Here is a 24,319-nt window from a genome sequence, read left to right on the forward strand (position 1 = left end):
ATATTAATTAAATTGTTCCAGAAAACGAAGATTTCCGGAATGGAAATATCGTATGTCATGAATCGAATAGCGCATCATTACAAGTCTATCCAGACCCAGGCCAAAAGCAAAGCCTGTCCATTCCTTCGTATCCAGACCTGCAAACTTCAAAACATTGGGATGTATTAATCCGCAGGGTAAAAGTTCCAACCAGCCGGACTGTTTGCAAACCGAGCAACCTTTTCCGTTACAAACCATACAGGAAATATCCAGTTCAAAACCGGGTTCTACAAAAGGAAAATAACCGGGGCGAAGACGAACTTTCACTTCCTTTTGAAAAATTCGGGTAAGAAGAACATTCATAGTATATTTTAAATGAGAGATGGAGATATCTTTTCCTACAACCATACCCTCTACCTGGTAAAAGGTATTTTCATGAGAAGCATCTACCTCTTCGTAACGAAATACCCGGCCCGGTGCAATAATTTTAAAAGGTGGTTTGAGTTCGCGTAGAGTTCTTACCTGTATGGCCGAAGTATGAGTTCGCAGCAAGTTTCCATCTTCGGTATAAAACGTATCCTGCATATCTCTTGCCGGGTGGTCGGCTGTAAAATTTAGAGCTTCAAAGTTATTATAGTCTGTTTCTACTTCCGGTCCATCCATTACAGAAAAACCCATGGATACAAATATATCCTCGATTTCCGTTCGGATTTTCGTAATAGGATGCAGGCTGCCCGGATTTTTGGGAAGAAGAGGACGAAAAACATCCATCTTTTCGGTAGAAACCTGTCTTTCTATCAAATCACGTTTAATGCGCTCCCGAATCTCGAAAACAAGTTCTTCAATCGCAGAAGAAATTTGATTGGCTTTACTACCTGTCGTTTTCTTTTCTTCCACAGTTAAAGAGCCAAGTTTTTTTAGGACGGAAGTCAGACTCCCTTTTTTCCCGATAAAATTATTTTTTAATAAATCTAATTCTTCTACACTTGTAGCACCGGGTAAAACCCTTTTGGCTTCGAGATAAACGCTTTCTATTTCATCAAGTAGATTCATGGTTATTCTGTAAAAGTTCCAGTATTGGCTTGTAAATGCCACCGAAAGAACCGTTGGACATTACAAGGATTACAATTTTAGATCGGCTGTATTCGGGTAGTATTTTTTTTAATTTTTCAAGGAGTGAAGTGGGTTCTTCGCAATAATGAGCCGGTATGTTACTATTTCGTTTTATAGCTTTAGTGATTTTTTTTACATCGAGACGCATATTCCTCGGAACCTTATTTATATTAAATACTTCTGTTATAAAAACTTCATCCGAACCTTCAAAGCATTCCGCATACTCATTTTGAAAAACATTCCGATGGGAAGTTGCACTTCTCGGTTCAAATAAGCTGATAATTTTAAACCCCCGATAGGCTTCTTTCACGGCTTTTATCGTTTCCCTTACTGCTACAGGGTGGTGAGCAAAATCTTCTATCAGAACACGTTTCGAGTCTTCATACAAAATATCCTGTCTTCTTTTCACACCCGGAAAACTTTCTAAGGCAGAAATATGGGAATCTATTTTAGAAGGTAAAATTTCCATAGCCACATTTAAAGCTACTTCCATATTCCTATAATTATGTTCTCCTATCAACCTGGTATGAATTTCGGAATGCTTATCCTTTCTCTGTGCCCTTCCCCGCTTAACTTCAAGTAAAGAAAGCGGTTTCGCTAATTCGTAAGCGCAGATAGGAGCATGTTGAAAATGCTCACATATTTCCTGCAATTCTTTGGAGCCCTGCCAGTAGAAAATTTTCCCGTGAGAAGGAACTAAATGAACTAATCTCCGAAACATTACCTTAATAGCGTCGAGGTCAGGAAAAATATCTGCATGATCAAAATCTAATGAAGTAAGGACAAGATAATAAGGCCTATAGTGTAAAAACTTAGAACCTTTATCAAAGAACGCCGAATCGTATTCATCACCTTCAATCACAAAATAGTCTCCGTCGGCAATTTCAAAACCAGCATGTCCATCTTTTCGTATTCCTCCTACGAATAGGCCCGGTTTTAAACCTGCTTCTGTTAGAATATGGTGAATTAAGAATGTAGTAGTGGTTTTTCCGTGAGTTCCCGCAACAACAATTACTTTTTTTCCTTTCAGAAAAAAGTGACTTATAGCCTGCGGCATACTCATGTATTCCTTTCCTGAATTTAAGGTAGCTTCCACCTGCGGGTTTCCTCTTGACACGGCATTTCCAATAATCACAATATCTGCTTCAAGCAAATTTTCATTTACTTCAAAACCAATATCTACCGGAATCTTCCAATCACTAAGTTTATCTGACATGGGAGGATAAACATTCATATCAGAGCCTTTTACTTTATGGCCTTTTTTCTTCAGCATATAGGCCAGATTCCCCATTGCAATACCACCGATTCCAATTAAATAGATTTTCATACTGATGCTTTCCGAACCCCTTCTCAAATACATGTCTTGCAGTATATAAAGGGGTCAAGGAGAAAATACTCCTTCTGCTTGACAGAATTTTTCAAATTGACCCCTATTGTAGTACAAGCTTTTTTTTAGTTTTTCGCGGAATAGACAATGAAGGTTCTCTGTGATACATCATCTGCCCTGCTTTTGTATAGAACTGAACTATTCATTCTATTTGCCGGGTACTTTGAGGTATGCTTTACCGAAGAAGTATACTTCGAACTTCAGCAGGAAGGATATTACGGGTACGAGTTCTTTAAAGAAGAAAAAGAAAATAGCTTTTCTATAGTTAAAGTAAAACCTTTGAATGATAATGAGTTCAGTTTCCTGCATACAGGAGAGGCCAGCATTATACAGGCTTATCAGGAAGGCAGAGGAGACTTTGTCCTGCTTGACGATTTCAAGGGAGCCCGCTACTGCCGTGATAAACGAATACCTTATACATCGGCTCTTTTAATTCCTAAAATACTTTATTATAACAATCTTATTAATCAAGATTTCATGAATCAAAAGACATCCGAAATTATAGACATTGGAAGATATTCTAAAAAAATCATTTCATACGCAGAAAATGCAAACCGGGATAATTTAAAATTCTTCCTTTAAAACCTGGAAAAGGGGTCTTCTTCTTCGGTTTCTTTTTTTTCTATACCGGAATTAAAGAAGTTATCAAAATAGGTTTTAATTTCCTCAGCTTCTTTTTTAAACCCCCACCTCACTAAGAAAAAACCAAATAGCAAAAAAGGAGGAAATAATATAGAGAAACTTAACCACGTTCCCATAAAAACCATCACAAATGTATGCAAACGAAGTACAATCTCTACTTCGGTTCCTTTATAACCCGTTTGTATCTTACCCTCAATGACAGGATTGAAGCTATTACGATATTTAATATTTTTAAATATTTTAAATCCATCTGAAGTAATTGTCCCTGAGAACATTTCTTTTGCAAAAAAAGATAAACTCCAGGACGATTGACCTGTGTTCTCCTGTATATGAGAGAGAATTTCTTCTTTACTTTTTGAAGTTGTATAATTTAGTTTTTTGTATGGTACCAAATAATCCATTTATGCCACTCTTCTTTTTAGATTTTTTTCCTCAATTTCTTCTCCGTCCTCAGGGCCGGGTTCGGAATCAAAAATGAGAATATATTCTTTGTCTTTCAAGTCTTCATCCAGGTAAAAACCTATTTGAAAATCATCGGTTGCAAAGGCACCCAGCACGGCAAACTCGTTTTCTTCTGGAGACTCCATTTCCGGAGATTTAATGTTTTCCTTATGACTTCCCTGGTTGGCCATAAGATCTATCTTATTCAGTGTGAACTTATTAGCAGTTAAAATGTTGGGATAAATTCTGTATTCTTCATAAAAGTCAAAGGCGGACTCGTTTAACTCCTTATCCCAGAGACTATATTTATCCAGTTTATACTTCTTTTTAAAAATGATAACTCTACTGGTATTTTCTTCCGGGTCATATTCCTCACCTGCATCCTCCATGATAACCGAGGCTACCTGTGATGCCATTTCATCGCTCAAACCTCTTAAAAGAGCAAAATCTTTTATGATTCCATATTCATAATCTAAATTTTCTGATTCAAGAAGATAGAATAGATCTTCCAGAACTTCTTTCATTTTTTTATCTGATGCCATATTAGAACTTATTCTCCCAGTTTGTTTTGGCTGTAATTTTCATCAAGGCAATAAAGGATAATATTGTTGAAATGGTAATAGTAAAACCGGTATGCTCCGGAAAGAAAAAGGCTACCGAAAAAATCCATTGAAAAATAATAGCAGAGCCTGCTACAGTCTGCAATAATTCAGCAGATTTACCAATTAGATATATATAATATAGTAGAATTCCGGTAGATACAGCAAGCGAGGCTATAATTCCCTGAATAACTCCGATATAACTTATCATATAAGAACCTAAAAGGTAAAAAATGAAAAAGCTCACTATAATAAAAAGATAGTGCATGGGGTGTAGCTTAATTTCTCTTGCTACAGTGACAAGAAGAATCAAAAACAAGAATAAGAAAAGGGAAAGAGGAGCATAGAAATATAACTTGGCTGCAATGGAACCATAGTCATCTGAGAGTTGAAACTTTAAAGCTACGCTTTGACCGGTAATTAAATTTTTGCTCGACCACTCTATTTTGCTTATTTTTCCGTCGGAAGCCTGTCGTGTCGGAACCATAGCCCGTTCGGGTATAATATAATCCTCAAAATCAGTTTGTATATTTATTAGTAAATTCTTAATTTCTTTCTGCACATTTCCCAGCGTATAGCTAAAGTAGCCGGTTCCCTGGGCTTTATACTTAATTAGAAAAGTAGCTTCTTCTCCGGCTTGCATTTCTTTAGACCAACTGATTCCATTTGCCAGGTTTGTATCTTCTGTATATTCTTTTCCATCCAGGATCACCACTATGTCTGTTATGTTACCTGCATTTTGCGGTAGTTCGAAGTAAAAGTTCAAATTTTCCGTTCTTTTTAAGGTATTTTTTAGTTTGTATTCACCCGAAAAAAGTAAATCATAGCCCGGAAACTTTAGTAATCCTTTTTGTCTTACATTTTTATCAATTTTTATTTGTAGTGTTTGTGCATGGAATCCTATATTTGGATTTACTAATACTCTGCGTTTTTGAAGTTCTCCTGTCTTTTTGTTTTCGACTTCCTGGATTTCATAATCGTTATAGGTTAAAGAAGGTGGAGATTGGTAGATGTTTCCACCCCAGATATCAATGACTGCTTTTGAGTTCCTACTGTAGGTAGACTGGTGTCTATCTGAAATTCGAAATCCGATAGCTACCGAAATAGCTCCAAAAATCAGCCAGAAAATAACCAGAAGAGAATATCGAAGTACCTTAAAAACAAAATCAGGCCTGACCTGGTAAATTCTAACGGACATAATAATCAAAGCCGAAAGAACCAGGCAAAGGCCTAAAAAGATCATACCACCTGCTGCCATAAAAACTATACTCCTTACAGATGTATATTGCAGGTTCGATCTTTTATTGTAAATATCTTTTCAGAACCTGAAATTTTTAATATTTAAAATTATCAAGATCCAGGAATCTGAATACTTACCAAGCAAAAAGATTATATTTTATGCAGCTTGCCTTTTATTTACACTTTTTAGAACTGCTATCTTCCTTCTAAGTCCTTCCATTGTTTCCAGAATCCTCCTCTTTCTCTCTTTCAGGTCCTTTGGAATCAAGCCTTCTTCGATTTCATTCATTTTTCCGGGGTCAAAACCGGCCCTTCTATACGATTCGTTTAGAGATTGAATCGTTTTGTTTAATTCGTTTTGATAGGTTTCTAAAGTATTCATAATACAAATATATCAAGCATAAATTGTACCATATTTAAAGACTTAGCGGATTGTTTTCTTCTCTAAGCCATCAGTGACTCGCTTGTTTTTAGGAAATATGAAGGCTCACTATCCTAGGAGTTAAACTTCTTGTTTTTTTTCACTATAGTTTTATACTTATTTATAGGAATTCAAAGAGTAAATTATGAAAGACAGACTTATATCTTTTTATACGCAAGTTGTAAAGAAACTTGAAATAGAAAATCAACGCCTGTTTGATACAATGCAGGATTTCATACAAAAAGAAACTGAGAAGTATGAAAGAAGTTCCATCTTTTTAAATTCCATTCCGGATATCATATTTATTTTTGATGAAGATGAACGATTTATTGATTATCATATTCAGGATGAAAAATTACTACTTTTCAAACCCGAGGAATTTTTACAAAAACGTGTAGAAGATATTTTCCCTCCCGAACTATCCCAAAAAATTATAAGTGCTTTTAAAAATTTAAAAGCAAATGATAATATTCAATATATTGAATATGACTTAAAAATTAATAAACACATTAAATACTACGAAGCAAGAATTGTTTCCTATCAGAATAAAAATATCGTCATTATTCATGATATTACTGCACAAAAGACAATTGAAATTGCTCTAAAACGAAAAACCTATGAGCTTGAAAAGACACGACAGTTACTGGAAGAAACCAGCCGTGTTGCCCGTGTAGGGGGCTGGGAATTAAACTTAAAAACAAAGGAATTATACTGGTCGGATGTTACAAAAGAGATTCATGAAGTAGATAAAGATTATGTACCGGATTTAAATACTGCTATTTTTTTTTACAAAGAAGGATATGATAGGAATAAAATTATAGAGATTGTAGATAGACTGATTCATTTAGGGATACCTTATGTAGAAGAGTTGCAAATTCTAACAGCTAAGGGTAAAGAGCGCTGGGTTAGAACTATTGGTAAATCCGAGAGAATTGATGGAGAGTGTGTAAGAATATTTGGCATTTTTCAGGATATAGAAGAACAAAAAAAAACAGAATATAAGTTAAAAGACTTAAAAGAAAAAGCAGAAGCCGCTAACCAGACAAAAAGCGATTTTCTTGCAAATATGAGCCACGAAATACGAACTCCTTTAAATGGAGTGATAGGTTTTACCGAACTGCTCTTAAAAACCAAGCTTTCTCATACCCAATTTGAATATGCTAAAATCGTACAATCTTCCGCAAACTCTCTACATTCCTTAATAAACAATATATTAGATTTATCAAAAATAGAGGCAGGTAAATTAGATTTATACAATGAAAAAATTGATATTATCGAACTTCTTGAAGAAGCTATAGACGTTATAAAAATCAAACAATACGAAAGGCAAATAGAACTCCTTTTGAATGTTCCATCAGACTTGCCCCGATTTGTCTGGGTAGATTCCCTTCGATTACGCCAAATTTTATTAAACCTCTTAGGAAATGCAATGAAGTTTACCGATAAGGGAGAAATTGAACTTAAAGTTACATATCTAATTTTAAGTGATACAGAAATGTGTATAACATTTCATGTTCGCGATACCGGAATTGGAATTCCAAAAGCAGAGCAAAAAAAAATCTATAAGGTTTTTTATCAGGCTCAATCAGTTTCAAGTGATAGACGCGGTGGTACCGGCTTAGGTTTACCTATAAGTAATAAATTTCTATTAAAGATGGGTTCACACCTGGAATTGGAAAGTGAAGAAGGAAAGGGGAGTTGCTTTTATTTTACTCTTACGCTACCCTACGTAAATGAAGATAAAATTGAATTTAAAAAGATCGAAAATATTCGAAAAGTATTAATTATTGATGATAATGAAAGTTGTCGCAAAATATTAGCTGAGTTGTTATTGGTTATAGGTATTGCTTCAGAAGAGTGCTCTAATGGTAGAGAAGCACTATCTATTTTAAAAGAAGGAAATAAAAAATATGATTATCTTTTTATTGATTACCATATGTCTCCTATCGATGGTCTTGAGCTTATCTACAGAATTCGAAATGATTTATGTTTAAGTTCGAAAGACATTAAAATTGCCCTGATGCATAATTCAGCAGATAGTTCTATTATTTCGGAAGACTTAAATGTATTGCAAATACAATTTAGCCTGAATAAGCCTATAAATATAAATTCCTTATATTCCAAATTACTAAACTTCCAAAAAAGTGATTTTCTAATAATGGATTCGAACCTCTCTAATTCATCTCCAAATATGAAAAAGGATAGATTTTGTAAGATTCTTATAGCAGAAGATACACCCTTTAACATGATGCTTTTAAACTTATTTATTTCGGAAACCTTTCCCAAATCACATATTTTAGAAGCTCAAAACGGAAAAGAAGCAGTCCAAATCTACAGGCAGGAAAAACCAGATCTAATTTTTATGGATATATTGATGCCGGAAATGAATGGTTATGAAGCTACTACTGAGATCAGGCGGATAGAAAATAATCAAAAACATATTCCAATTATCGCCATTACTGCCGGAGCAATAAAAGGGGAAAAAGAGCATTGTCTCGAAGCTGGAATGAATGATTATATAACCAAACCGATAAAGATGGAAACCATTACTCAAATCCTGAATAAGTGGCTATAAAAGGTGAATAGAAAAATTAGTTTAACATAGGATCTTTTGTATGTTCAGCAAAATACTTATAGATTCCACCCTTGCTTTTTAAAGATTCTTTCCAGATTGTTTCCGGAGTATCGCTAAAAATAAATTCCGGTTTAACCTCATGGCTTGCCCAGGACTTCCTTTCAAACTCCGATTCTAATTGCCCGGAACCCCAGCCGGAATAACCCTGAAGAATAATAAAATGGCAACCTCTGATTTTAATGATGTGGTTAAGTAATTCAAAACTTCTACTAATATATACACCAGGTATAACTTCGATTCCCGGATCAATGGCAGAAGAATGATCGTGGAGAATAGAAACAAAGGTATGATCCACCGGTCCTCCCCAAAATATAGGAACATCATACGAATACTCAAAAGGAAGAGCCGGTACTAATTCAAATAGTTTTCTTTCTGTTTTCTTATTTACAACAAGGCCAAATGCACCCTGTTTATCATGTTCAATCATAAAAATAACGGACTTATGAAACGCATCCGTTACTATACTTGAATTGGAAATAAGCAGTTTTCCCTGATAAGAATGAAAATCATCCGGCATTTTTATTGGCTTTAAGCTGTTCTAAAATCCTGTGTGCAATTTCCAGGGTTTCTATATCTTTATCTCCCCCAACAAGAGGAGTGGCTTTTCCAAGAATACAATTTACAAAATGCTCATGTTCTTGCTTTAAAGGATTATCTTTATGAACAAAAATCTTCTCAACAATTGACTCCTGCTTATAGCGAATCGAATCCGGAGCTAATTGGGTATTAGAACTGGCCTGACGGTGTAATTGAATTTCTTGATCAGCAAAATCCAGTTCTATATAAGAATCTTTTTGAGATATATTTAAGGTTCGAATTTTTGACTGGGTACAACGGGAAGCAGAAATTTTAGCAACACAACCATTTTCAAATTGCATAATGGTAGCTGCCACATCTTCGTGCTCAGAAAAAACGCTGGTTCCCATAGCAGAAAGAGATTTGACTTTGGATTTGACGAGGTTCAGAACAATATCAATATCATGAATCATCATATCCAGGACAACACCAACATCACGAATGCGATTGTTAAAGGGAGCAAGTCTGCGTGATTCAATCAAAATAGGTTCTTCTGCTATTTTATTTAATTCTAAAATAGCACCATTAAATCTCTCTACATGTCCGACCTGAAAAATAAGGCCTTTTTCGGAAGCAATTCGCACCAGCTCTCTTGCCTGTTCTACAGTTTCAGCTATTGGCTTTTCTACCAGAACATGCTTGCCTGATAGAAGGGCACGTTTGGCTATTTCATGGTGTAAAAATGTAGGAGCTGCAATAATAAGAGCATCCGAATTATCCAGAATTTCTTCTACAGAGCTATACGCCAGTGTATCGTATTTAGAAGCAATTTCATTAGCTCTTACCGGGCTTGTATCATAGATCCCGGACAGTATAGCATCTTTTAATTGGTTTGCGACGTTAACATGGTACTGGCCCATATGACCTGTACCTATAATTCCAAGTTTTAGTTTTTCCATTTACTTTTTAAAAAAGCCACCTTTAAAAAATCCACCCGCAAGAGAAGGATCATTCTCCTGGTCAAATTCCATTAAGAGTTCACGCTGACGTTTGGTCAATTTCTTAGGTATTTCTACTTTTATAACGACATGCTGATCCCCCTTCCCATAAGATCCCAGATAAGGAATGCCATGTCCTTTAAGACGGAAAACCTGACCCGGTTCTGTTCCTTCCGGAACTTTCATTTTTATGTTTTTCCCTTCAATGGTAGGCACTTCGATGTCTCCACCCAGACAGGCCGTTACCATTGAAATGGTTTTTGACATGACCAGATCATTTCCCTGTCTTTCAAAAGTTGGGTGACGCTTGATATGGGTTACGACATACAGATCCCCGGATGGTCCCCCGTTGGGTCCTGCTTCGCCTTCACCACTTACTTTTAAGCGGCTTCCAGATTCCACGCCCGGTGGAATTTTAATATTAATGGTTTTCCGCTTTTCGACCATTCCCTGGCCGGAACAGGTTCTACAGGGATTGGTTATGATAGAACCACGTCCTCCGCACCTGCCACAGGTAGAAGCTATGGAGAAAAACCCCTGAGTCCTTCGAACCTGTCCGGTTCCGCCGCAATCCGGACAGGCACTGGGTTGAGCCCCTTTAGCTGCCCCACTTCCGCTACAATCGGGACAGGTTTCTAAGCGAGGAATTTCAATTTTGTATTCTTTTCCAAGAGCAGCATCTTCCAGAGATATTTCAAGATTGTACCGGAGATCGCTACCCCGTTTGGGCCCGTGTCTTCTTTGGCCCCGTCCACCACCGAAAAAGTCTCCAAAAATGTCGGAAAAATCTCCAAAAATGTCGGAAAAGTCGGTATAGGCACCCTGACCGAACCCGGCTCCACCGGCATTTACGCCGGCTTTACCAAATTGGTCATACATTCTCCGCTTTTCGGGATCACGGAGAACCTCATAGGCCTCCGTTGCTTCCTTAAACTTTTCTTCGGCTGCCTTATCACCTTTATTTTTATCAGGGTGATATTTTATAGCCAGCTTTCGATAAGCTTTTTTTATTTCATCTTCGGAAGCACTTTTCGCAACTCCCAGTATCTCGTAATAACTCTGTTCACTCATCTCTACTTTTTATCATCATCTACTACAGTATAGTCTGCATCCACCACTTTTTCTCCACCGGAATTATTCTTTGCATTATCATTACCGGAAGGAGCACCCTGTTGTTGAGCCTCAGGACCGGCCTGTGAATAAACCGCTGAGCCAATTTTGGAAGCAATATTATTCAAAGACTCTTTTGTGGAACGGAGCCTTGCCAGATCATCACTCTGAACAGCTTCTCTTGCTCGCTTGATCTCATCCTCTGCCAGTTGGGCATCATTCGGTTGAATCTTATCCTTAGCTTCTGAAATAGTTTTTTCTAATTGATAGGTTAAGGATTCAATCTCATTTTTTAATTCTACAACTTCCCTGGATCGTTTATCGGATTCAGCATTAGCTTCTGCTTCTTTTACCATTTTTTGAATTTCTTCTTCGGATAGACCGGAAGAGGATTCAATACGAATTTTTTGCTCTTTTCCTGTACCTAAATCCTTGGCAGAAACGTGCACAATACCATTCGCATCGATATCAAAGGTTACTTCTATTTGAGGAACTCCTCTGGGGGCCGGCGGTATTCCTACCAGGTCAAACCTACCGAGTGTACGGTTGTCCTTGGCCATCTCTCTTTCACCCTGTAACACATGGACACTCACTGCACTCTGGTTATCAGCAGCAGTAGAGAAAATTTGGGATTTCTTAGTTGGAATGGTAGTATTTCTTTCAATTAAACGGGTCATTACTCCACCCAGAGTTTCTATACCCAGAGAAAGAGGTGTTACATCTAAAAGAAGAACGTCTGTAACTTCTCCGGCTAAAACTCCTCCCTGAATGGCAGCACCTACAGCAACAACTTCATCCGGATTTACAGATTTATTGGGCTCTTTTCCAAATATACCTTTTACCAGCTCTTGAACTGCGGGAATTCTTGTAGAACCACCTACCAGAATTACCTCATCTATATCAGATGGACTTAAACCTGCGTCTCTTAGAGCATTTTCACAGGGAATTCGGGTTCTTTCTACCAGAGGTTTGGTTAGCTGGTCAAATTTAGCCTTGGAAAGAGTCATATCCAGGTGTTTTGGACCGCTTGCATCAGCTGTGATAAATGGCAGATTTATCTGTGTAGAAGAGGTTCCGGAAAGTTCGATTTTAGCTTTTTCCGCTGCTTCTTTGAGTCTCTGAATCGTATTTTTATCCTGGCTGATATCAATGCCTGTTTGTTTTTTAAACTCATCCACCATCCAGTCCATGATAGTATCATCAAAGTCGTCTCCACCAAGGTGGGTATCTCCATTTGTAGATTTTACTTCAAAGACTCCATCTCCAAGCTCAAGAATACTTACGTCGAAAGTTCCACCACCGAGGTCATAAACGACTATCTTTGCATTTTCTTTCTTTTTATCAAAACCATAAGCTAAAGCAGCTGCGGTAGGCTCGTTAATAATCCTCTCTACTTCAAGGCCGGCAATTCTTCCCGCGTCTTTCGTAGCCTGTCTTTGCTCATCGTTAAAGTAAGCAGGAACGGTGACTACAGCTTTTGTAACGGTTTGACCTAAAAAGTCTTCCGCTGTTTTTTTCATTTTTTGTAGAATCCGGGCTGAAATTTCTTGAGGAGTAAATTCTCCCTGATTAGTTTGAAATTTAACACCATCGTTTCCTGCTCGGATTACCTTGTAAGAAACTCTACCGGATTCCTCATTAACTTCATTAAAACGTCTACCAATGAAACGCTTTGCAGAGCGAACTGTATTGGCCCCATTTGTGATTGCCTGGTTTTTTGCAAATTGCCCTACCAGTGTTTCTCCTTTGGATGTAAATGCCACAATCGAAGGAGTTGTCCTTGCACCCTCCGCATTCTGTATTACTACAGCATCTCCACCCTCCATTACAGCAACGCATGAATTTGTTGTGCCCAGGTCAATTCCGATGATTTTCTCTTTTGACATAGATTCCTATTCTCCCTAATAAAATTAATTTTTTGGTCGTCCCACTCGAACTCGAGATGGACGAATTAGCATGGTTTCACTATTTTCACGAAACTCAAAACCAGACTGATAAACTTCGATGACAGTCTCTTCCTGATATTCCTCTGACTCAAGAGCGGCTATGGCTTCCATTGTCATGGGATCAAAAGGTTCATTTATAGGTTGAACCCGAAAAATATTCTCTTTTTCAAATACAGAATAAATTTCTTTTTTTATCATTTGTACTCCATCCAGAAAAGGTTTAACATCATCCGAAACATTCTGCTGGCTAACCCTTTCGAGATTATCCATAGGAGTAAGCAATTTTAGTACAAAGTTTTTCACTGACTCCCGCCTGATATTTACAAACTCAGCCGCAGTTCTTCTCTTGTAATTCTGGAACTCAGCCCTTTCTCTTGCCCAGGAGTCCTTTAACTTTTCGATTTCCTGATTCGCTTTTTGCAACTCATCTGAAGAAGTATTTGATGTATTAGACTGAATTTCTTCTGTCTGGATAACTTCCTCACTTCCATTTGATGCTTTTTTTTCTGAAGAACCATTATCCCCATTTTCTGCTTTGGTGTTTTTTTCTTCAGATTCAGTTGTGTTCTGGTTTTCTGACATTATTCTCCCTTCCTAAAAATTCTTACCTGCTAATACGTGTTACCATTTCAGATACCATCATAGATGTATAATCTACCAGAGCTAAGGCCCTGTTATAATTCATTCGCCTCGGACCGATGATGCCCATAGAACCGATTCGCTTATCACCCATTTTATAACTTGTGGCAATGATCGATACCCCATTAAGCTCCAAATCTTCCTGCCCGCCCACAAATGCCGAGACATCATCAGATTCTATATACTGGCTGAAAATTTGCTTTAATAAGCTTTTATTGTCCAAAAGGGCGAGGACACTTTCCATATGGCTGATATCGTCATCCTTGAAATTATCGTAGAGATTTTTTAAACCTCCGATATATAACTCTGTTTCAAAATTAAGCTCGCTTCCAAAAGCATGTTTCATATTATCAATAAGAGGATAAATCTCGGAAGGGATCTCCCTTTCCTGTTTCTGCTTTAATTCATCCATAAATTCATTGAATATATAATCGATTTCGAAACCTTTTACTGTTTCATTCAAGAATCTTGAAATTTTATAAAGAGATTCCTGAGAAATATTTTGATTGGCAAAAATATTTTTATTGATTACCGCGCCGGAACGAGTGACCACTATAGCGAGAATTTCCTCTCCGCTTACGTGTATTAATTCAACATGCTTAAGAGTATCCTGATTTTTCTTGGGTGCCAGTACAACAGAGGCTTTTTGAGAAAGTCTGGATAAAACCCTCGAAGTCGCATTTAAAATCTGATCCAGCTTAAACTGATACTTCAGATATTCTTCCTGGATTCTTTGCTTTTCGAGGATGGTAAGCTCATAAAGAGATACCAGGCTATCAATATAAAACCTAAAACCTGATTCTGTTGGAACTCTTCCACCGGAATGATGCCTGGAATTGATATAACCTAATTCTTCAAGGTCGCGAAACACATTCCTTATGGTGGCCGGAGAAAGGCCAATATTGTATTTTTCAGAAAGTGTCTTCGAGCCTACAGGTCGATTATCCATTACAAAATCATCTATAAGGGCCTTCAGAATTAATCTGTGTCGTTGCGATACAAAGCTCATGGTCTCTACTTTTAGCACTCATACTATTAGAGTGCTAAACTACAAAAAAGTTTGCTCTTCCATTAATTTTTGTCAAGTACATTTTTAAAAAACGAAAACAAATCCTTTTAGACTGAAAGATTTTTCTTCTTGACTCCATACGATTTCCTGTTTTTAATACGACATAATTATAAATTAGGTGCCTGAATATGAAAAAAAGACGACCCGGTAAAGCTGCCATTGTAATTTCTGAAATAGGACTTGGAACCATGACTTTTGGCTCTTCTTCTGATGAAGCCAACAGCTTTAAAATTATGGATAAAGCTTTTGATGCGGGAGTGGATTTTTTTGATACAGCTGAGATTTACCCGGTACCACCGGATGAGAAATGGGTATACCGAACCGAAGAAATTGTTGGCAAATGGATGAGAACCAAAAAAAGAGATTCTATTATCCTTGCCAGTAAAGTTTGTGGTCCGGGGCATGGCTGGTTCATTCCCCCCGTGCGTTCCGGTAAAACGGCGCTTGACAGACACAATATTATTCGAGCTGTTGAGGGAAGTCTGATGAGACTGGGTACCGATTATATCGACTTTTACCAGGTTCACTGGCCTGACCCCGATATGATGTACGAAGAAACACTGTATGCTTTAAGTGAACTGGTGAATAGCGGAAAAGTCCGCTATGTAGGTTGTAGTAATGAGACACCCTGGGGTCTCATGAAAGCTCTCTGGACTTCTGAGAAATTTCGACTAACGCGTTACGAAACGATTCAGAATAATTTTAGTATGCTAAACAGACGATTTGAGGATTCCCTGGCTGAAATCTGTCGCAAAGAAAATGTAAGCCTTCTGGCCTATTCCCCCCTGGCCGGAGGGGTCTTAAGTGGGAAATACAACGTGGAGAACCCTCCTCCCACTGCTCGTTTTACCAAGTATGCCAAGGCTCCGACTGAAAGACAGAGAAGCATGGCCGGACGTTATTTAAACGAAAAAACAGTTATTGCTACGAATGAGCTAATGAAAATAGCCAAAGAGTTAGGAATCAGTCTCGTTACTCTCGCCATCGCCTGGAGTAAGCAACATGATTTTGTAGCCTCAACACTTGTAGGTGCTACCTCAGCCGAACAGCTAAACGATAGCCTGAAAGCGAAAGACATTGTTTTATCTGAAGAAGTACTAAAGAAAATTGATGATGTATCCAAAAAGATTCCCTATCCTATGGGTTAAGTAAGACGCATATTTAGCCGGAAAGCTTTTCGCCGAAAATAGAAGTATGAATGCGAAAAGCTTAATTTTAGTTTATTTGTTTGCTCTCTTTTCTCCCTCCTTATTCTCTATTGAAGAAAAAGGTATTAAAGAAAAACAGGCCTTTTCTCCCAAAAACCGTTATGAATTTCAAATTAAGGGATTTCAGTATAGCTGGAAAACATTTAATGAGCAGGGGGAACTTATTTCCGAGGGAGTCGATGAAGATAATAGCTTTGAGATTACATACTACAAAAACGGTCGCTGGAATGGACGTTATCTTCATAAACCATTTGATTCGAGACATAAAGTAACCCCCCTGCCACCGAAGATAAAACCAGCCAACCTTCCTTCTGATGTAATATTTAATTATGATTTTCTAAAATGGGAATCCGGTGAAAGAAATAAAAAAAACCGAAAAGAAGGAACCTGGGTACTTTACTGGCCGGAAGGAAGTTATGCCGGATGGATTAATTATAAAGATGGACTATATCATGGAAAAATGAGTTTTCCTTCTCTGGAAGAAAGTAATGTAATAGAAATTCGAGTTTACACCCACGGTAAATTAGATATGGTTTATAAGGTATTTCAAAAAAAAGAAACCTGAGGGAAAATATGAATCGAAAAGAAAAAGAAGTTATGTTAAAAGAAGAGTATAAAGCCGAAAAGCTTATCAGTATTATTCGTCTTTATTTCATCGGTTTTCTGGCTCTTGTAAATATCGCCAAGCACTATCACCTGAAAGGTTTATTCCATATACCCTTAATCCCTTCTTACTTGATTTTCTTACTCGCACTCGGTATTTACATAGAAATACAATTTTTCTGGAAAGAGAAGTATTACAGATTCTACAATCGGGCTATAAAGTTTTTTTATATCAGTCTTGATGTGGCTGCTTTATCTTATTTTATCTATTCGAATATTATTCCAAATGAAATTGCAGGCTATATAAACGTTCCTCCTGAAACTCTTTTTTCTCTCGTTTTTTCACTTATTTCTACATTTCTTTTGATCATAGGCATTCTCCGTTTCAATCCATCCAGCTTAATTTATACAGGTATTTTACTTTGTATTTCCTATATATATTCCATTCAAAAACTATTTGTATATCCTGATTTTCAAAAACTCTTTTTAGATTATGGTTTATATAAACCGGCTAATAATATATTTTTCATTTCCCTGTTTTTAATGGTACCTCTTTCCGCTTATATCTCCATCCGTTTAAGAAACATTCTGGTTAAAAGTAAGCGACAGGAACTATTGGAAAGGTTTTTACCCGCGCAGGTAGCCGAAGATGCCCTGAATGGGAAGATTGATATATCCACCGGTGGTAATAAATATTATGCCACCATCCTGTTTTCAGATATTCGAAACTTTACCACCATGTCAGAAGAAAGTAATCCCGAAGAAATTGTAGATTTTTTAAATTCTTATTTTAATGATATGATCGAGATTATTTTCCATTATAGGGGTAGTCTGGATAAGATTATCGGAGATGGAATTATGGCTATCTACGGAGCCCCTCTTGTAACTGAATTGGCTCCGAAAAATGCAGTAAAAACAGCTGTTGATATGATTCGAAAACTTAGTGATTTCAACCTGATACGACAAATTTAAAATAAACCTCCCATTCAAATTGGAATCGGTATCCATACGGGAGAGGTGATTGTCGGAAATATAGGCTCTTCTCAAAGAATGGAATATACAGCGATTGGTGATACCGTCAATACAGCTTCCCGTCTCGAAAGCTATACAAAAACGGTAGGAGCTGAAATCATTATTTCCGAAGAAACAAAGAAACACCTGAACGGAGAATTCGTCCTGGAGGATATTGGTGATATTTCATTGAAAGGAAAATCCAAACAGATAAGAGGATACAGGGTAATTCTTTAATTTTTTTTATTTTTAATCAAAATTATTCTTTTATTTTACTTGATTTTTATATTTCATTCATTACTTTTTTTATACTAAAAAAAAGAAGAGGTTAATTATGAAGAAAATTTTTGGAGTTGCGATACTAAGTGCTACTTTTTTCCTTACAAACTCGGTTTTCGCGAATTCTTGCTGGAAAACGATTGGTGACGAAGGTGAAGACAAAGGAAAAGCCAAATCTTATGTTGAACTTGATGAGGCAGCTGGTACAGGAACTATTAAAAAATTACTAACAGATCCAACAGCTAAATGTACAGCCTGTAAGGGAAGTAAAAAAAATAAGCCCATTCAAGGAATGCAAATTATTAGCGGAATGAAAATGGGTGATAAAGCAGGTAGTATCCTGGATCCAAAATCCGGTAAAACCTATAAACTAAAAATATGGAAAGAAGGTGGTAATTTAAAAGTTAGAGGTTACCTTGGCTTTTTCTACAGAACCCAGACCTGGCTTCCTGCAGAAGGTAATTGCAATTAATTTTTCCTTAAAATCTCAGGGTGTTTTTACACCTTGGGATTTATTTCAATCCATACTGTAAAAGATCGTGCAGTAAAACAATTCCGGCAAGTTTTCCTTCACTGTCAATAACCGGTGCCACAGAAATAGGTCTTTCCCTCCCTTCCATTTCAAGAAGAACATCATAAGCTTTCCCTTCAATAGGAAAAGAAATAGGGTTCAAGGTCATGATTTCTCTGGCTTTTAAGTCTGCTTTCAGGTTTCCTTTTTGAATACATTTTCTAATATCAAAATCTGTAATGAAACCTAAAAGTTTCATATGCTCATCAACTACCGCAGTTGCTCCCATAAACTTTTGAGAGATTTCATTTATAATGTCTTCTAATTCTGCATCCGGATATACATAAGCCAGCTTTTCCGCTTTTCTCATAACATCAGACAGTTGTAAACTCAGGCGTTTTCCCAACCTTCCGGAAGGGTGATAGAGAGCAAAATTGTCTTCTTTAAAATTTTTCAACTCCATTAAAGTCATAGCCATTGCATCCCCAAGAACGAGGGCAATAGTTGTGCTGGAGGTCGGAGCCAGATCATAGGGGCAGGCTTCCATTAATACAGGTGTAACCAGAGTAATATCTGATTGGTGGGCAAGACGTGATTCCGGGTTAGCAGTAATCGAAATAACCTTTGCTCCAATCTTTTTAACCGTTTGAATTAAAAATACAAGTTCGTCGCTTTCTCCACTTTTTCCAATAGCCATTACAATATCATTGGCCTGGATAACACCGGCGTCTCCATGTACAGCGTCAGTTGGATGCAAAAAAACCGAGCTGGTACCGGTAGAAGAAAGAGTTGAGGAAATTTTTTTAGCAATATCTCCGGACTTTCCTACTCCTGTCAAAATAAGCTTTCCGGAAGACTGAAGAATCATTTCAATGGCCCGGCTTACTTCGGGACTTAAATTACGATGAAAATGTTCCAGGGCCTCGATCTCGATATGAATTGCTTTCTGAATTTTTTTAAAAATTTCGTCCATGACTACCTCTCTTCGATTTCAAAACTTATGGGGATTTTTAAAATAGTTCCCGAAGGTAAATTAAACTTCCAGGTATAAATAACAGATAGAAACGTTTGTTCAAACACCTTATAACGACAGGGCCGAAGATTCTTCAATTCTCCAACCATTCTTCTGTCGTTTACTTTCACCATCCATTCGCAGTCTGATTCCAGTCCCTGCTCAAGGGCTTCCGGAGGATAAGAAATTCTGTTTTGAATTTTCCGAACCTCCTCTTCCGGACTTCCTTCCTCTTGTTTTTCCGAAGAGTTTTTATCCTTATTTCCTTTAGCGAAAGAATTCATTTGTTTCATTCTGTATTTTTTTTTAAAAACGTTCAAATTCGCAGAGAAGCCTTTTTTTATAGGAATTTCAATATCAGAATTCAGAGGAGAAGGAATGTGAAAATTAGAAAGGAAAAAAAACAAAACAAAATGAATTAAAATAGAAAAAAGAAATGAATACCGAAATTTCATCTCCTGAAAGATTAATTAATTTTCCCGTCTTCCCCTATCAGGCCTTTATCGAGAAGCATAATCAATTTTCTGGTTTTTTCTACATAAAGCGGGGGAATTTCATCTTTAGGTTTTAGTTCTTCTTCGGCTTGAAATAGTTCGTCAGCAATGTTTAAAGCAGTAAGAACAGCGAGTTGTTTCTCTTTTGCTGAAGGAAGTGCTTTTGATAACTCGCTCATTCTTTCATGGACATAATCAGCGAGATGGCGGATATAATCCTCTTCCATATCGCCGCTTATGGTATATTGCGATCCGAAGATCTCAACAATAGTTTTTTTAAGGGACTTTGCCATGTTCCCCTTACTTGATTTCTTCTTCGATTATCAAGAAGTCATCATCATCATCTGAGTCAAACACATCGATTGCATCATCATCGCTTTCATCAATAATAATGTCTGCATCCAAATCGTCATCCAGGTCCTGAACTTTTAAAGATGATTCTGTATTTTCATCCTTTTTAACCTCTTCAACAGGAGTTACTACCTTATTCTCGACAGGAGCCACTTCTGCGACAGGTTCAGAGCTCTCTTCTTTTTTAATTTCTGGAGGAGAGACAGGAACTTCATCGAAATCTTCATCAATCAAGACAATTTCTTCATCTTCCAGATTGGAAGTATTGGAATATTCATTTTCTTCTACAGAAGATGTACTTGTAGAAGCTACGGCAGTAGCAACAGTTGCAACCGCGGCTGTTGCTGCAATTACTCCCGCTGATGAAGAAGATTCTTTTTTCTCTTCAACTTTTGGTTCCGCTTTAACTTCCTCGACTTTTTTTTCCGGTTTGGATTCTGAGGGAATCGTCACGGCCTCTTGCTTTTTGGCTGAAGACGCAGCAAGGTTTTTATAATTCGCCAGAGTTTCCAGTCTTTGAAGCATACTGTTAATCTTCTTATCTAACTGTTCTTCTCTGGCTTTTAAGTCGGAAAGCTCATTTGCCGTCTCAGATAACTGGTTTTTAACCTTTCCGAGCTCGCCCTGTTTTTCTTCCATTGCAAGTTTCATTTCGTCGTGTTCCGCTCGCAGGGTTTCGTTTTCGGATTCTAAGCGACTATTCTCCATCCTAAGGTCTGAAATTAATTCCAGAGCCTTAATGATCTTTGATTCTAATTCTTCAATGGTTTCGAGCTCGATCATAGCTCACTCCTGGGTTTAAGTTTTTAGGCTGCTTGTTTTGCTTTCTCGGCCAGAGCAGCAAAGGCCTCTTTGTCAGTGTAAGCCAGTGTAGCCAGCGCTTTTCGATCCAGTTCAATATTCAGTTTTTTCAGATTCGCCATTAACCTGGAATAAGAGATTCCATTTTCTCTGGCAGCAGCATTAATTCTGATAATCCAGAGTGCGCGAAATTCTCTTTTTTTAGCTCTTCTATCACGATAAGCCCATTGGCCAGCTTTCATCACTGCACTTTTTGCAGTTCTGTAAAGCTTTGATCTTCCGCCCCTAAACCCCTTAGCAGCTTTTAAGACTTTATTTCTTCTATTTTTATGTATGGTTCCGTTTATTGCTCTTGCCATTCCTTATTTCCCTCCATAAGGCAATAGTTTGATTACTTCTTTTTCGTCGCATTCGCTAAGAACTGAAGTACCTCTAAGAGTTCTTTTCTTCTTAGGAGATTTTTTTGAAAGAATGTGCCTCATAAATGCACTTGCTCTCTTTACTTTTCCACTTTTTGTAAATTTAAAACGCTTCGCAGCGGATCGATTGGTTTTTAATTTAGGCATTGTTTCCTGTATCCTTCCTGTCTTTATGTTTTTGGGTTAATTAGTACAACAATTGCACGCCCTTCCTGGCTGGGAGATTTCTCAGCAACTCCATATTCTTTCAACTCATCTACTAACTTGGAAATTAAAGTCATTCCAATTTCAGTATGAGCCATTTCACGACCTTTAAAGCGGAGTGTAATTTTTAACTTATCTCCTTTCCCCAGGAAATCTATAGCCTGCCGTTTTTTTATCTCATAATCGTGACTATCTATCCTCGGTCGAATCTTTATCTCTTTGATTGTAATCGTATGTTGGCGTTTTTTAGCTTCTTTTATTTTCTTTATCTGCTCAAAACGGTATTTTCCGTAATCAATTATCCTACAAACAGGTATTTCTTGCGAAGACGAAACCTCAACGAGATCCAGATTTGCTTCTCTTGCTTTTTGTATGGCAATATCGTAGCTAACAATCTCTGCTCCGGCCTCAGTAACAAGCCTTACCTTTGGATAAATAGAAAGTTGTTCGTTAATTTTCGGTACATTTATTTTTTCATTACTTTTATTGGACCTTTTGTGCATTCACTCTCCAGATAGAAATCTCCACGATTTCATAAATATTACTTAATTCAAGTTTTTTTCCAGTTTTAATAATTAAAAGCAAAAAATTAAATTTTACTTGTACTATTCTCCCCCTCAAAAAATCCGGCAGTTCGAAAATGAACCGCTAAGTTTTCTAAAAAAGGAAGGCTTACCTTGTACTCTAAGTTTTAAGAGAAAAAAAGCAATAAAATTTCAATAGATTTAAAGAAAAACCTTTCCTATTCTTATTTTTTTTTCTTTCTGCAAGTCCCAAACTCAGATTCATTCTAAAAATATGTATATGAATAAAAAAGCCGGAGTTTTCACTCCGGCCTTTCTCAAAAACTTTTTTGGAGAATTGATTATTTTTTAGGTTCTGCTGCTGCTTCTGCTTTGATAAGAGTAGAAGGAGGCATAACATCAACCATAACTTTCATAACAGCAGGCTGGCTCTCATTTCCAACGTTATCAATAGCTTTTGCTTCGATAGTGTGCTCACCACCGGTTGTAAAAGAAATCGGATCAGCAAACGAAGTAAATTCTTGTTCTCCATCCAGTTTTACAAGAATTTTGCTAATTCCACTATCAACATCGGCTGCTTTTACGCTGAAAGTAGTGCCTTTCTTGGCGTAAAATTTACCATCCACGTTAATAAGAGGTTGAGACTCGACAATTTTAACAGATGGAGCAACATTGTCTACGTTAATCACATAAGAAGTCTCATCACTTTCGTTTCCTGCTTTATCAATTGCAGAAGTTTTAATGGTAGTCGGTCCACCATTAGTTAATTTGATAGGCTGGCCTGTATACTCTTGTTTTGGGCCATCGTTTACGGAATAGAAAACTTTATCTACACCGGAAACTTTATCTTCTGCAATAATTTTATACGTTCCATTTAAGGATGCCAGTTTTGTATCTTCATTTACAAAAATTTTCTCTACAGGTTTTACAGAAGTAGTAGGAGGAGTATTATCTACAGTAACAGAGAGAACTTTTGCAGCTTCTTTGTTTCCAACGATATCTACCGCTCTGTAAGCGATTGTAGTTATGCCTTCAGCCGGCAGGTAAAGAGGGCTGGTGTATTTCTGATAGTCACCACCATTGATTTTATATTCAATATAATCTACTTTAGTTTCTTTGTCCCCAGCAGAAATTTCAAATGCTGTTCTGGAGTTTACATAGATAGTAGAAGTTGTAGTAGTTACGGGAGCACCATTTGTATCAGTTGTTGTATTCTCATCTTTAGCAGTACTGCTTCCTTCACGGGAGCCTTTTACGGAATCATTTTCACTTTTTGCATTTTCGAGAGCATCAACAGCCTCAGTCAGTCTTCCTTCATTAGGAATAGGCTTTTTGTTGCTTTCAAGAGCACTTTCCTCAGCAAAAAGGGCGGTGGTAAACAGTAAAACTAAGATTTGAATCAGTAGGTATTTAGAGAATTTCACGCATTTCTCTCCTTTTTATGTATTCAGTATTACCATTATTCAGAGGGCTCTAAACTATGTCAAGAATTGACGATAATAGTAACAAAAGTTTATGATAACATTTCATCACTTATTATCCCTTACCTCACTTTTCTGGTTTAGTTTTTCTATTTTTTCCGCTCCCTATACAGAGACCCGTAAACTTTTTGATTTTGAAACAGATACTCTTCCTGCGAGAATTCCACTTCCGAATACGTTTCAAGAAGCACCGGAACTCTCTCTCAGTACATTATTTACAAGTCCGGACATCAGTTCAGAGAAAGCACTTTTTGTCCGCCTGCCTTCTTCCATTCGCCAGTATCCTTTTAAAATTCAGTGGAAAAATCCTCCTCAAATTATCGAAAAACTGGAGACTTTTACCCTGAATATTTATAGCAACTCATCCGGAGGGGAATTATCTCTAATTTTGCAGGAAAAAAATGGTGAAAGAAAAAAAATACCGGCTTGTTCTTTAAATTTTGAAGGTTGGAAACAGATAGAAATTCCTGTCTCAGGAAAATTTCCCCAACTGGATGATTCCTTTGGAAATTCTTCAAAAATTGTTTTTTTAGGTTTTCAATATGAGCCCTCAATAAATACTTCCAAAGAGAAAGAAATTATATTCGTTATCGATGATATTTCAATCAAGATAAAAGATAAGCTAAAAATACCTGTATTTTAGTTCATCCTAACACTAAAACCAGATTTTATGATTGCAAGAAAGAG

General features: G+C 37.1%; 28 protein-coding genes. 8 read left to right on the forward strand and 20 right to left on the reverse strand.

Annotated elements, in window-relative coordinates:
- Nucleotides 1-3: 3 nt before the first annotated feature.
- A complete protein-coding gene (gene pheS, locus H7A25_00600; GenBank protein MCP5498376.1) occupies nucleotides 4-1,032 on the reverse strand; it encodes a phenylalanine--tRNA ligase subunit alpha in 1,029 nt (342 codons plus the stop codon).
- Complete coding sequence (locus H7A25_00605; GenBank protein MCP5498377.1) at nucleotides 1,019-2,419, reverse strand: UDP-N-acetylmuramate--alanine ligase; 1,401 nt, start codon at nucleotides 2,417-2,419, stop codon at nucleotides 1,019-1,021. The genes pheS and H7A25_00605 overlap by 14 nt, the downstream gene beginning before the upstream one ends.
- A gap of 147 nt (nucleotides 2,420-2,566) precedes the next feature.
- On the opposite strand from H7A25_00605, the gene H7A25_00610 reads away from it, so the two are divergent.
- Nucleotides 2,567-3,061, forward strand: coding sequence for a hypothetical protein (locus H7A25_00610; GenBank protein MCP5498378.1), 495 nt, complete (start codon nucleotides 2,567-2,569; stop codon nucleotides 3,059-3,061).
- On the opposite strand, the gene H7A25_00615 is transcribed toward H7A25_00610, so the two are convergent.
- The 4 genes from H7A25_00615 to H7A25_00630 form a co-directional block, all read right to left on the reverse strand.
- Nucleotides 3,058-3,522, reverse strand: coding sequence for a hypothetical protein (locus tag H7A25_00615; protein MCP5498379.1), 465 nt, complete (start codon nucleotides 3,520-3,522; stop codon nucleotides 3,058-3,060). The two genes, H7A25_00610 and H7A25_00615, sit on opposite strands and share 4 nt — an antisense overlap.
- The gene (locus tag H7A25_00620) at nucleotides 3,523-4,104 is read right to left on the reverse strand and encodes a hypothetical protein (protein MCP5498380.1); all 582 of its coding nucleotides are present in this window, start codon (nucleotides 4,102-4,104) and stop codon (nucleotides 3,523-3,525) included.
- 1 nt (nucleotide 4,105) lies between these two features.
- Entirely contained in the window at nucleotides 4,106-5,419 is a 1,314-nt protein-coding gene (locus tag H7A25_00625; protein MCP5498381.1) for a hypothetical protein, read from the reverse strand.
- Between the two features lie 138 nt (nucleotides 5,420-5,557).
- The gene (locus H7A25_00630; protein MCP5498382.1) at nucleotides 5,558-5,782 is read right to left on the reverse strand and encodes a hypothetical protein; all 225 of its coding nucleotides are present in this window, start codon (nucleotides 5,780-5,782) and stop codon (nucleotides 5,558-5,560) included.
- Nucleotides 5,783-5,966: 184 nt separating this feature from the next.
- Here H7A25_00630 and H7A25_00635 point away from each other — a divergent pair, with 184 nt between their 5' ends.
- The gene (locus tag H7A25_00635; GenBank protein MCP5498383.1) at nucleotides 5,967-8,396 is read left to right on the forward strand and encodes a response regulator; all 2,430 of its coding nucleotides are present in this window, start codon (nucleotides 5,967-5,969) and stop codon (nucleotides 8,394-8,396) included.
- A gap of 16 nt (nucleotides 8,397-8,412) precedes the next feature.
- On the opposite strand, the gene H7A25_00640 is transcribed toward H7A25_00635, so the two are convergent.
- From H7A25_00640 to hrcA, 6 genes are read right to left on the reverse strand one after another with little or no spacing between them, the layout of a single operon-like run.
- Nucleotides 8,413-8,973 carry a YqgE/AlgH family protein gene (locus tag H7A25_00640; protein MCP5498384.1) on the reverse strand — a complete coding sequence of 187 codons (561 nt, stop codon included), beginning with the start codon at nucleotides 8,971-8,973 and terminating at the stop codon, nucleotides 8,413-8,415.
- Nucleotides 8,963-9,931, reverse strand: coding sequence for a Gfo/Idh/MocA family oxidoreductase (locus H7A25_00645; GenBank protein ID MCP5498385.1), 969 nt, complete (start codon nucleotides 9,929-9,931; stop codon nucleotides 8,963-8,965). The genes H7A25_00640 and H7A25_00645 overlap by 11 nt, the downstream gene beginning before the upstream one ends.
- The gene (gene dnaJ, locus H7A25_00650; protein MCP5498386.1) at nucleotides 9,932-11,041 is read right to left on the reverse strand and encodes a molecular chaperone DnaJ; all 1,110 of its coding nucleotides are present in this window, start codon (nucleotides 11,039-11,041) and stop codon (nucleotides 9,932-9,934) included. It abuts the gene before it with no gap.
- Between the two features lie 2 nt (nucleotides 11,042-11,043).
- Entirely contained in the window at nucleotides 11,044-12,966 is a 1,923-nt protein-coding gene (gene dnaK / locus H7A25_00655) for a molecular chaperone DnaK (GenBank protein ID MCP5498387.1), read from the reverse strand.
- Between the two features lie 24 nt (nucleotides 12,967-12,990).
- Nucleotides 12,991-13,608 (reverse strand): nucleotide exchange factor GrpE, encoded by a 618-nt coding sequence (gene grpE / locus H7A25_00660; GenBank protein ID MCP5498388.1) that lies wholly within the window; start codon nucleotides 13,606-13,608, stop codon nucleotides 12,991-12,993.
- A 22-nt stretch (nucleotides 13,609-13,630) separates the two neighbouring features.
- A complete protein-coding gene (hrcA, locus tag H7A25_00665; protein ID MCP5498389.1) occupies nucleotides 13,631-14,674 on the reverse strand; it encodes a heat-inducible transcription repressor HrcA in 1,044 nt (347 codons plus the stop codon).
- Nucleotides 14,675-14,862: 188 nt separating this feature from the next.
- On the opposite strand from hrcA, the gene H7A25_00670 reads away from it, so the two are divergent.
- The 5 genes from H7A25_00670 (at nucleotide 14,863) to H7A25_00690 (ending at nucleotide 18,307) form a co-directional block, all read left to right on the forward strand.
- Nucleotides 14,863-15,882, forward strand: a complete 1,020-nt coding sequence (locus H7A25_00670; protein ID MCP5498390.1) for an aldo/keto reductase — start codon at nucleotides 14,863-14,865, stop codon at nucleotides 15,880-15,882.
- 46 nt (nucleotides 15,883-15,928) lie between these two features.
- The gene (locus tag H7A25_00675) at nucleotides 15,929-16,507 is read left to right on the forward strand and encodes a hypothetical protein (GenBank protein MCP5498391.1); all 579 of its coding nucleotides are present in this window, start codon (nucleotides 15,929-15,931) and stop codon (nucleotides 16,505-16,507) included.
- Nucleotides 16,508-16,515: 8 nt separating this feature from the next.
- Entirely contained in the window at nucleotides 16,516-17,517 is a 1,002-nt protein-coding gene (locus H7A25_00680; protein MCP5498392.1) for an adenylate/guanylate cyclase domain-containing protein, read from the forward strand.
- A 45-nt stretch (nucleotides 17,518-17,562) separates the two neighbouring features.
- The gene (locus H7A25_00685) at nucleotides 17,563-17,793 is read left to right on the forward strand and encodes an adenylate/guanylate cyclase domain-containing protein (protein ID MCP5498393.1); all 231 of its coding nucleotides are present in this window, start codon (nucleotides 17,563-17,565) and stop codon (nucleotides 17,791-17,793) included.
- A gap of 97 nt (nucleotides 17,794-17,890) precedes the next feature.
- A complete protein-coding gene (locus H7A25_00690) occupies nucleotides 17,891-18,307 on the forward strand; it encodes a DUF2147 domain-containing protein (protein MCP5498394.1) in 417 nt (138 codons plus the stop codon).
- A gap of 40 nt (nucleotides 18,308-18,347) precedes the next feature.
- Here the strand turns inward: H7A25_00690 and H7A25_00695 are convergent, their stop codons facing one another.
- From H7A25_00695 to H7A25_00730, 8 genes are all read right to left on the reverse strand, one after another.
- Nucleotides 18,348-19,319: a KpsF/GutQ family sugar-phosphate isomerase gene (locus tag H7A25_00695; protein ID MCP5498395.1), complete on the reverse strand. Its 972-nt coding sequence runs from the start codon at nucleotides 19,317-19,319 to the stop codon at nucleotides 18,348-18,350.
- 2 nt (nucleotides 19,320-19,321) lie between these two features.
- Nucleotides 19,322-19,651 (reverse strand): TonB-dependent receptor, encoded by a 330-nt coding sequence (locus H7A25_00700; GenBank protein MCP5498396.1) that lies wholly within the window; start codon nucleotides 19,649-19,651, stop codon nucleotides 19,322-19,324.
- 173 nt (nucleotides 19,652-19,824) lie between these two features.
- Nucleotides 19,825-20,145, reverse strand: coding sequence for a cell division protein ZapA (locus H7A25_00705; protein MCP5498397.1), 321 nt, complete (start codon nucleotides 20,143-20,145; stop codon nucleotides 19,825-19,827).
- Between the two features lie 7 nt (nucleotides 20,146-20,152).
- Nucleotides 20,153-20,986: a hypothetical protein gene (locus H7A25_00710; GenBank protein MCP5498398.1), complete on the reverse strand. Its 834-nt coding sequence runs from the start codon at nucleotides 20,984-20,986 to the stop codon at nucleotides 20,153-20,155.
- A gap of 23 nt (nucleotides 20,987-21,009) precedes the next feature.
- Nucleotides 21,010-21,363 (reverse strand): 50S ribosomal protein L20, encoded by a 354-nt coding sequence (rplT, locus tag H7A25_00715; protein MCP5498399.1) that lies wholly within the window; start codon nucleotides 21,361-21,363, stop codon nucleotides 21,010-21,012.
- A gap of 3 nt (nucleotides 21,364-21,366) precedes the next feature.
- Nucleotides 21,367-21,570: a 50S ribosomal protein L35 gene (gene rpmI / locus H7A25_00720; protein ID MCP5498400.1), complete on the reverse strand. Its 204-nt coding sequence runs from the start codon at nucleotides 21,568-21,570 to the stop codon at nucleotides 21,367-21,369.
- Between the two features lie 23 nt (nucleotides 21,571-21,593).
- The gene (locus H7A25_00725; GenBank protein MCP5498401.1) at nucleotides 21,594-22,130 is read right to left on the reverse strand and encodes a translation initiation factor IF-3; all 537 of its coding nucleotides are present in this window, start codon (nucleotides 22,128-22,130) and stop codon (nucleotides 21,594-21,596) included.
- 362 nt (nucleotides 22,131-22,492) lie between these two features.
- A complete protein-coding gene (locus H7A25_00730; protein ID MCP5498402.1) occupies nucleotides 22,493-23,575 on the reverse strand; it encodes a hypothetical protein in 1,083 nt (360 codons plus the stop codon).
- Between the two features lie 91 nt (nucleotides 23,576-23,666).
- Here H7A25_00730 and H7A25_00735 point away from each other — a divergent pair, with 91 nt between their 5' ends.
- A complete protein-coding gene (locus H7A25_00735; GenBank protein MCP5498403.1) occupies nucleotides 23,667-24,275 on the forward strand; it encodes a hypothetical protein in 609 nt (202 codons plus the stop codon).
- Nucleotides 24,276-24,319: the final 44 nt, after the last annotated feature.

This window comes from Leptospiraceae bacterium (assembly GCA_024233835.1).
Lineage (GTDB): Bacteria > Spirochaetota > Leptospiria > Leptospirales > Leptospiraceae > JACKPC01.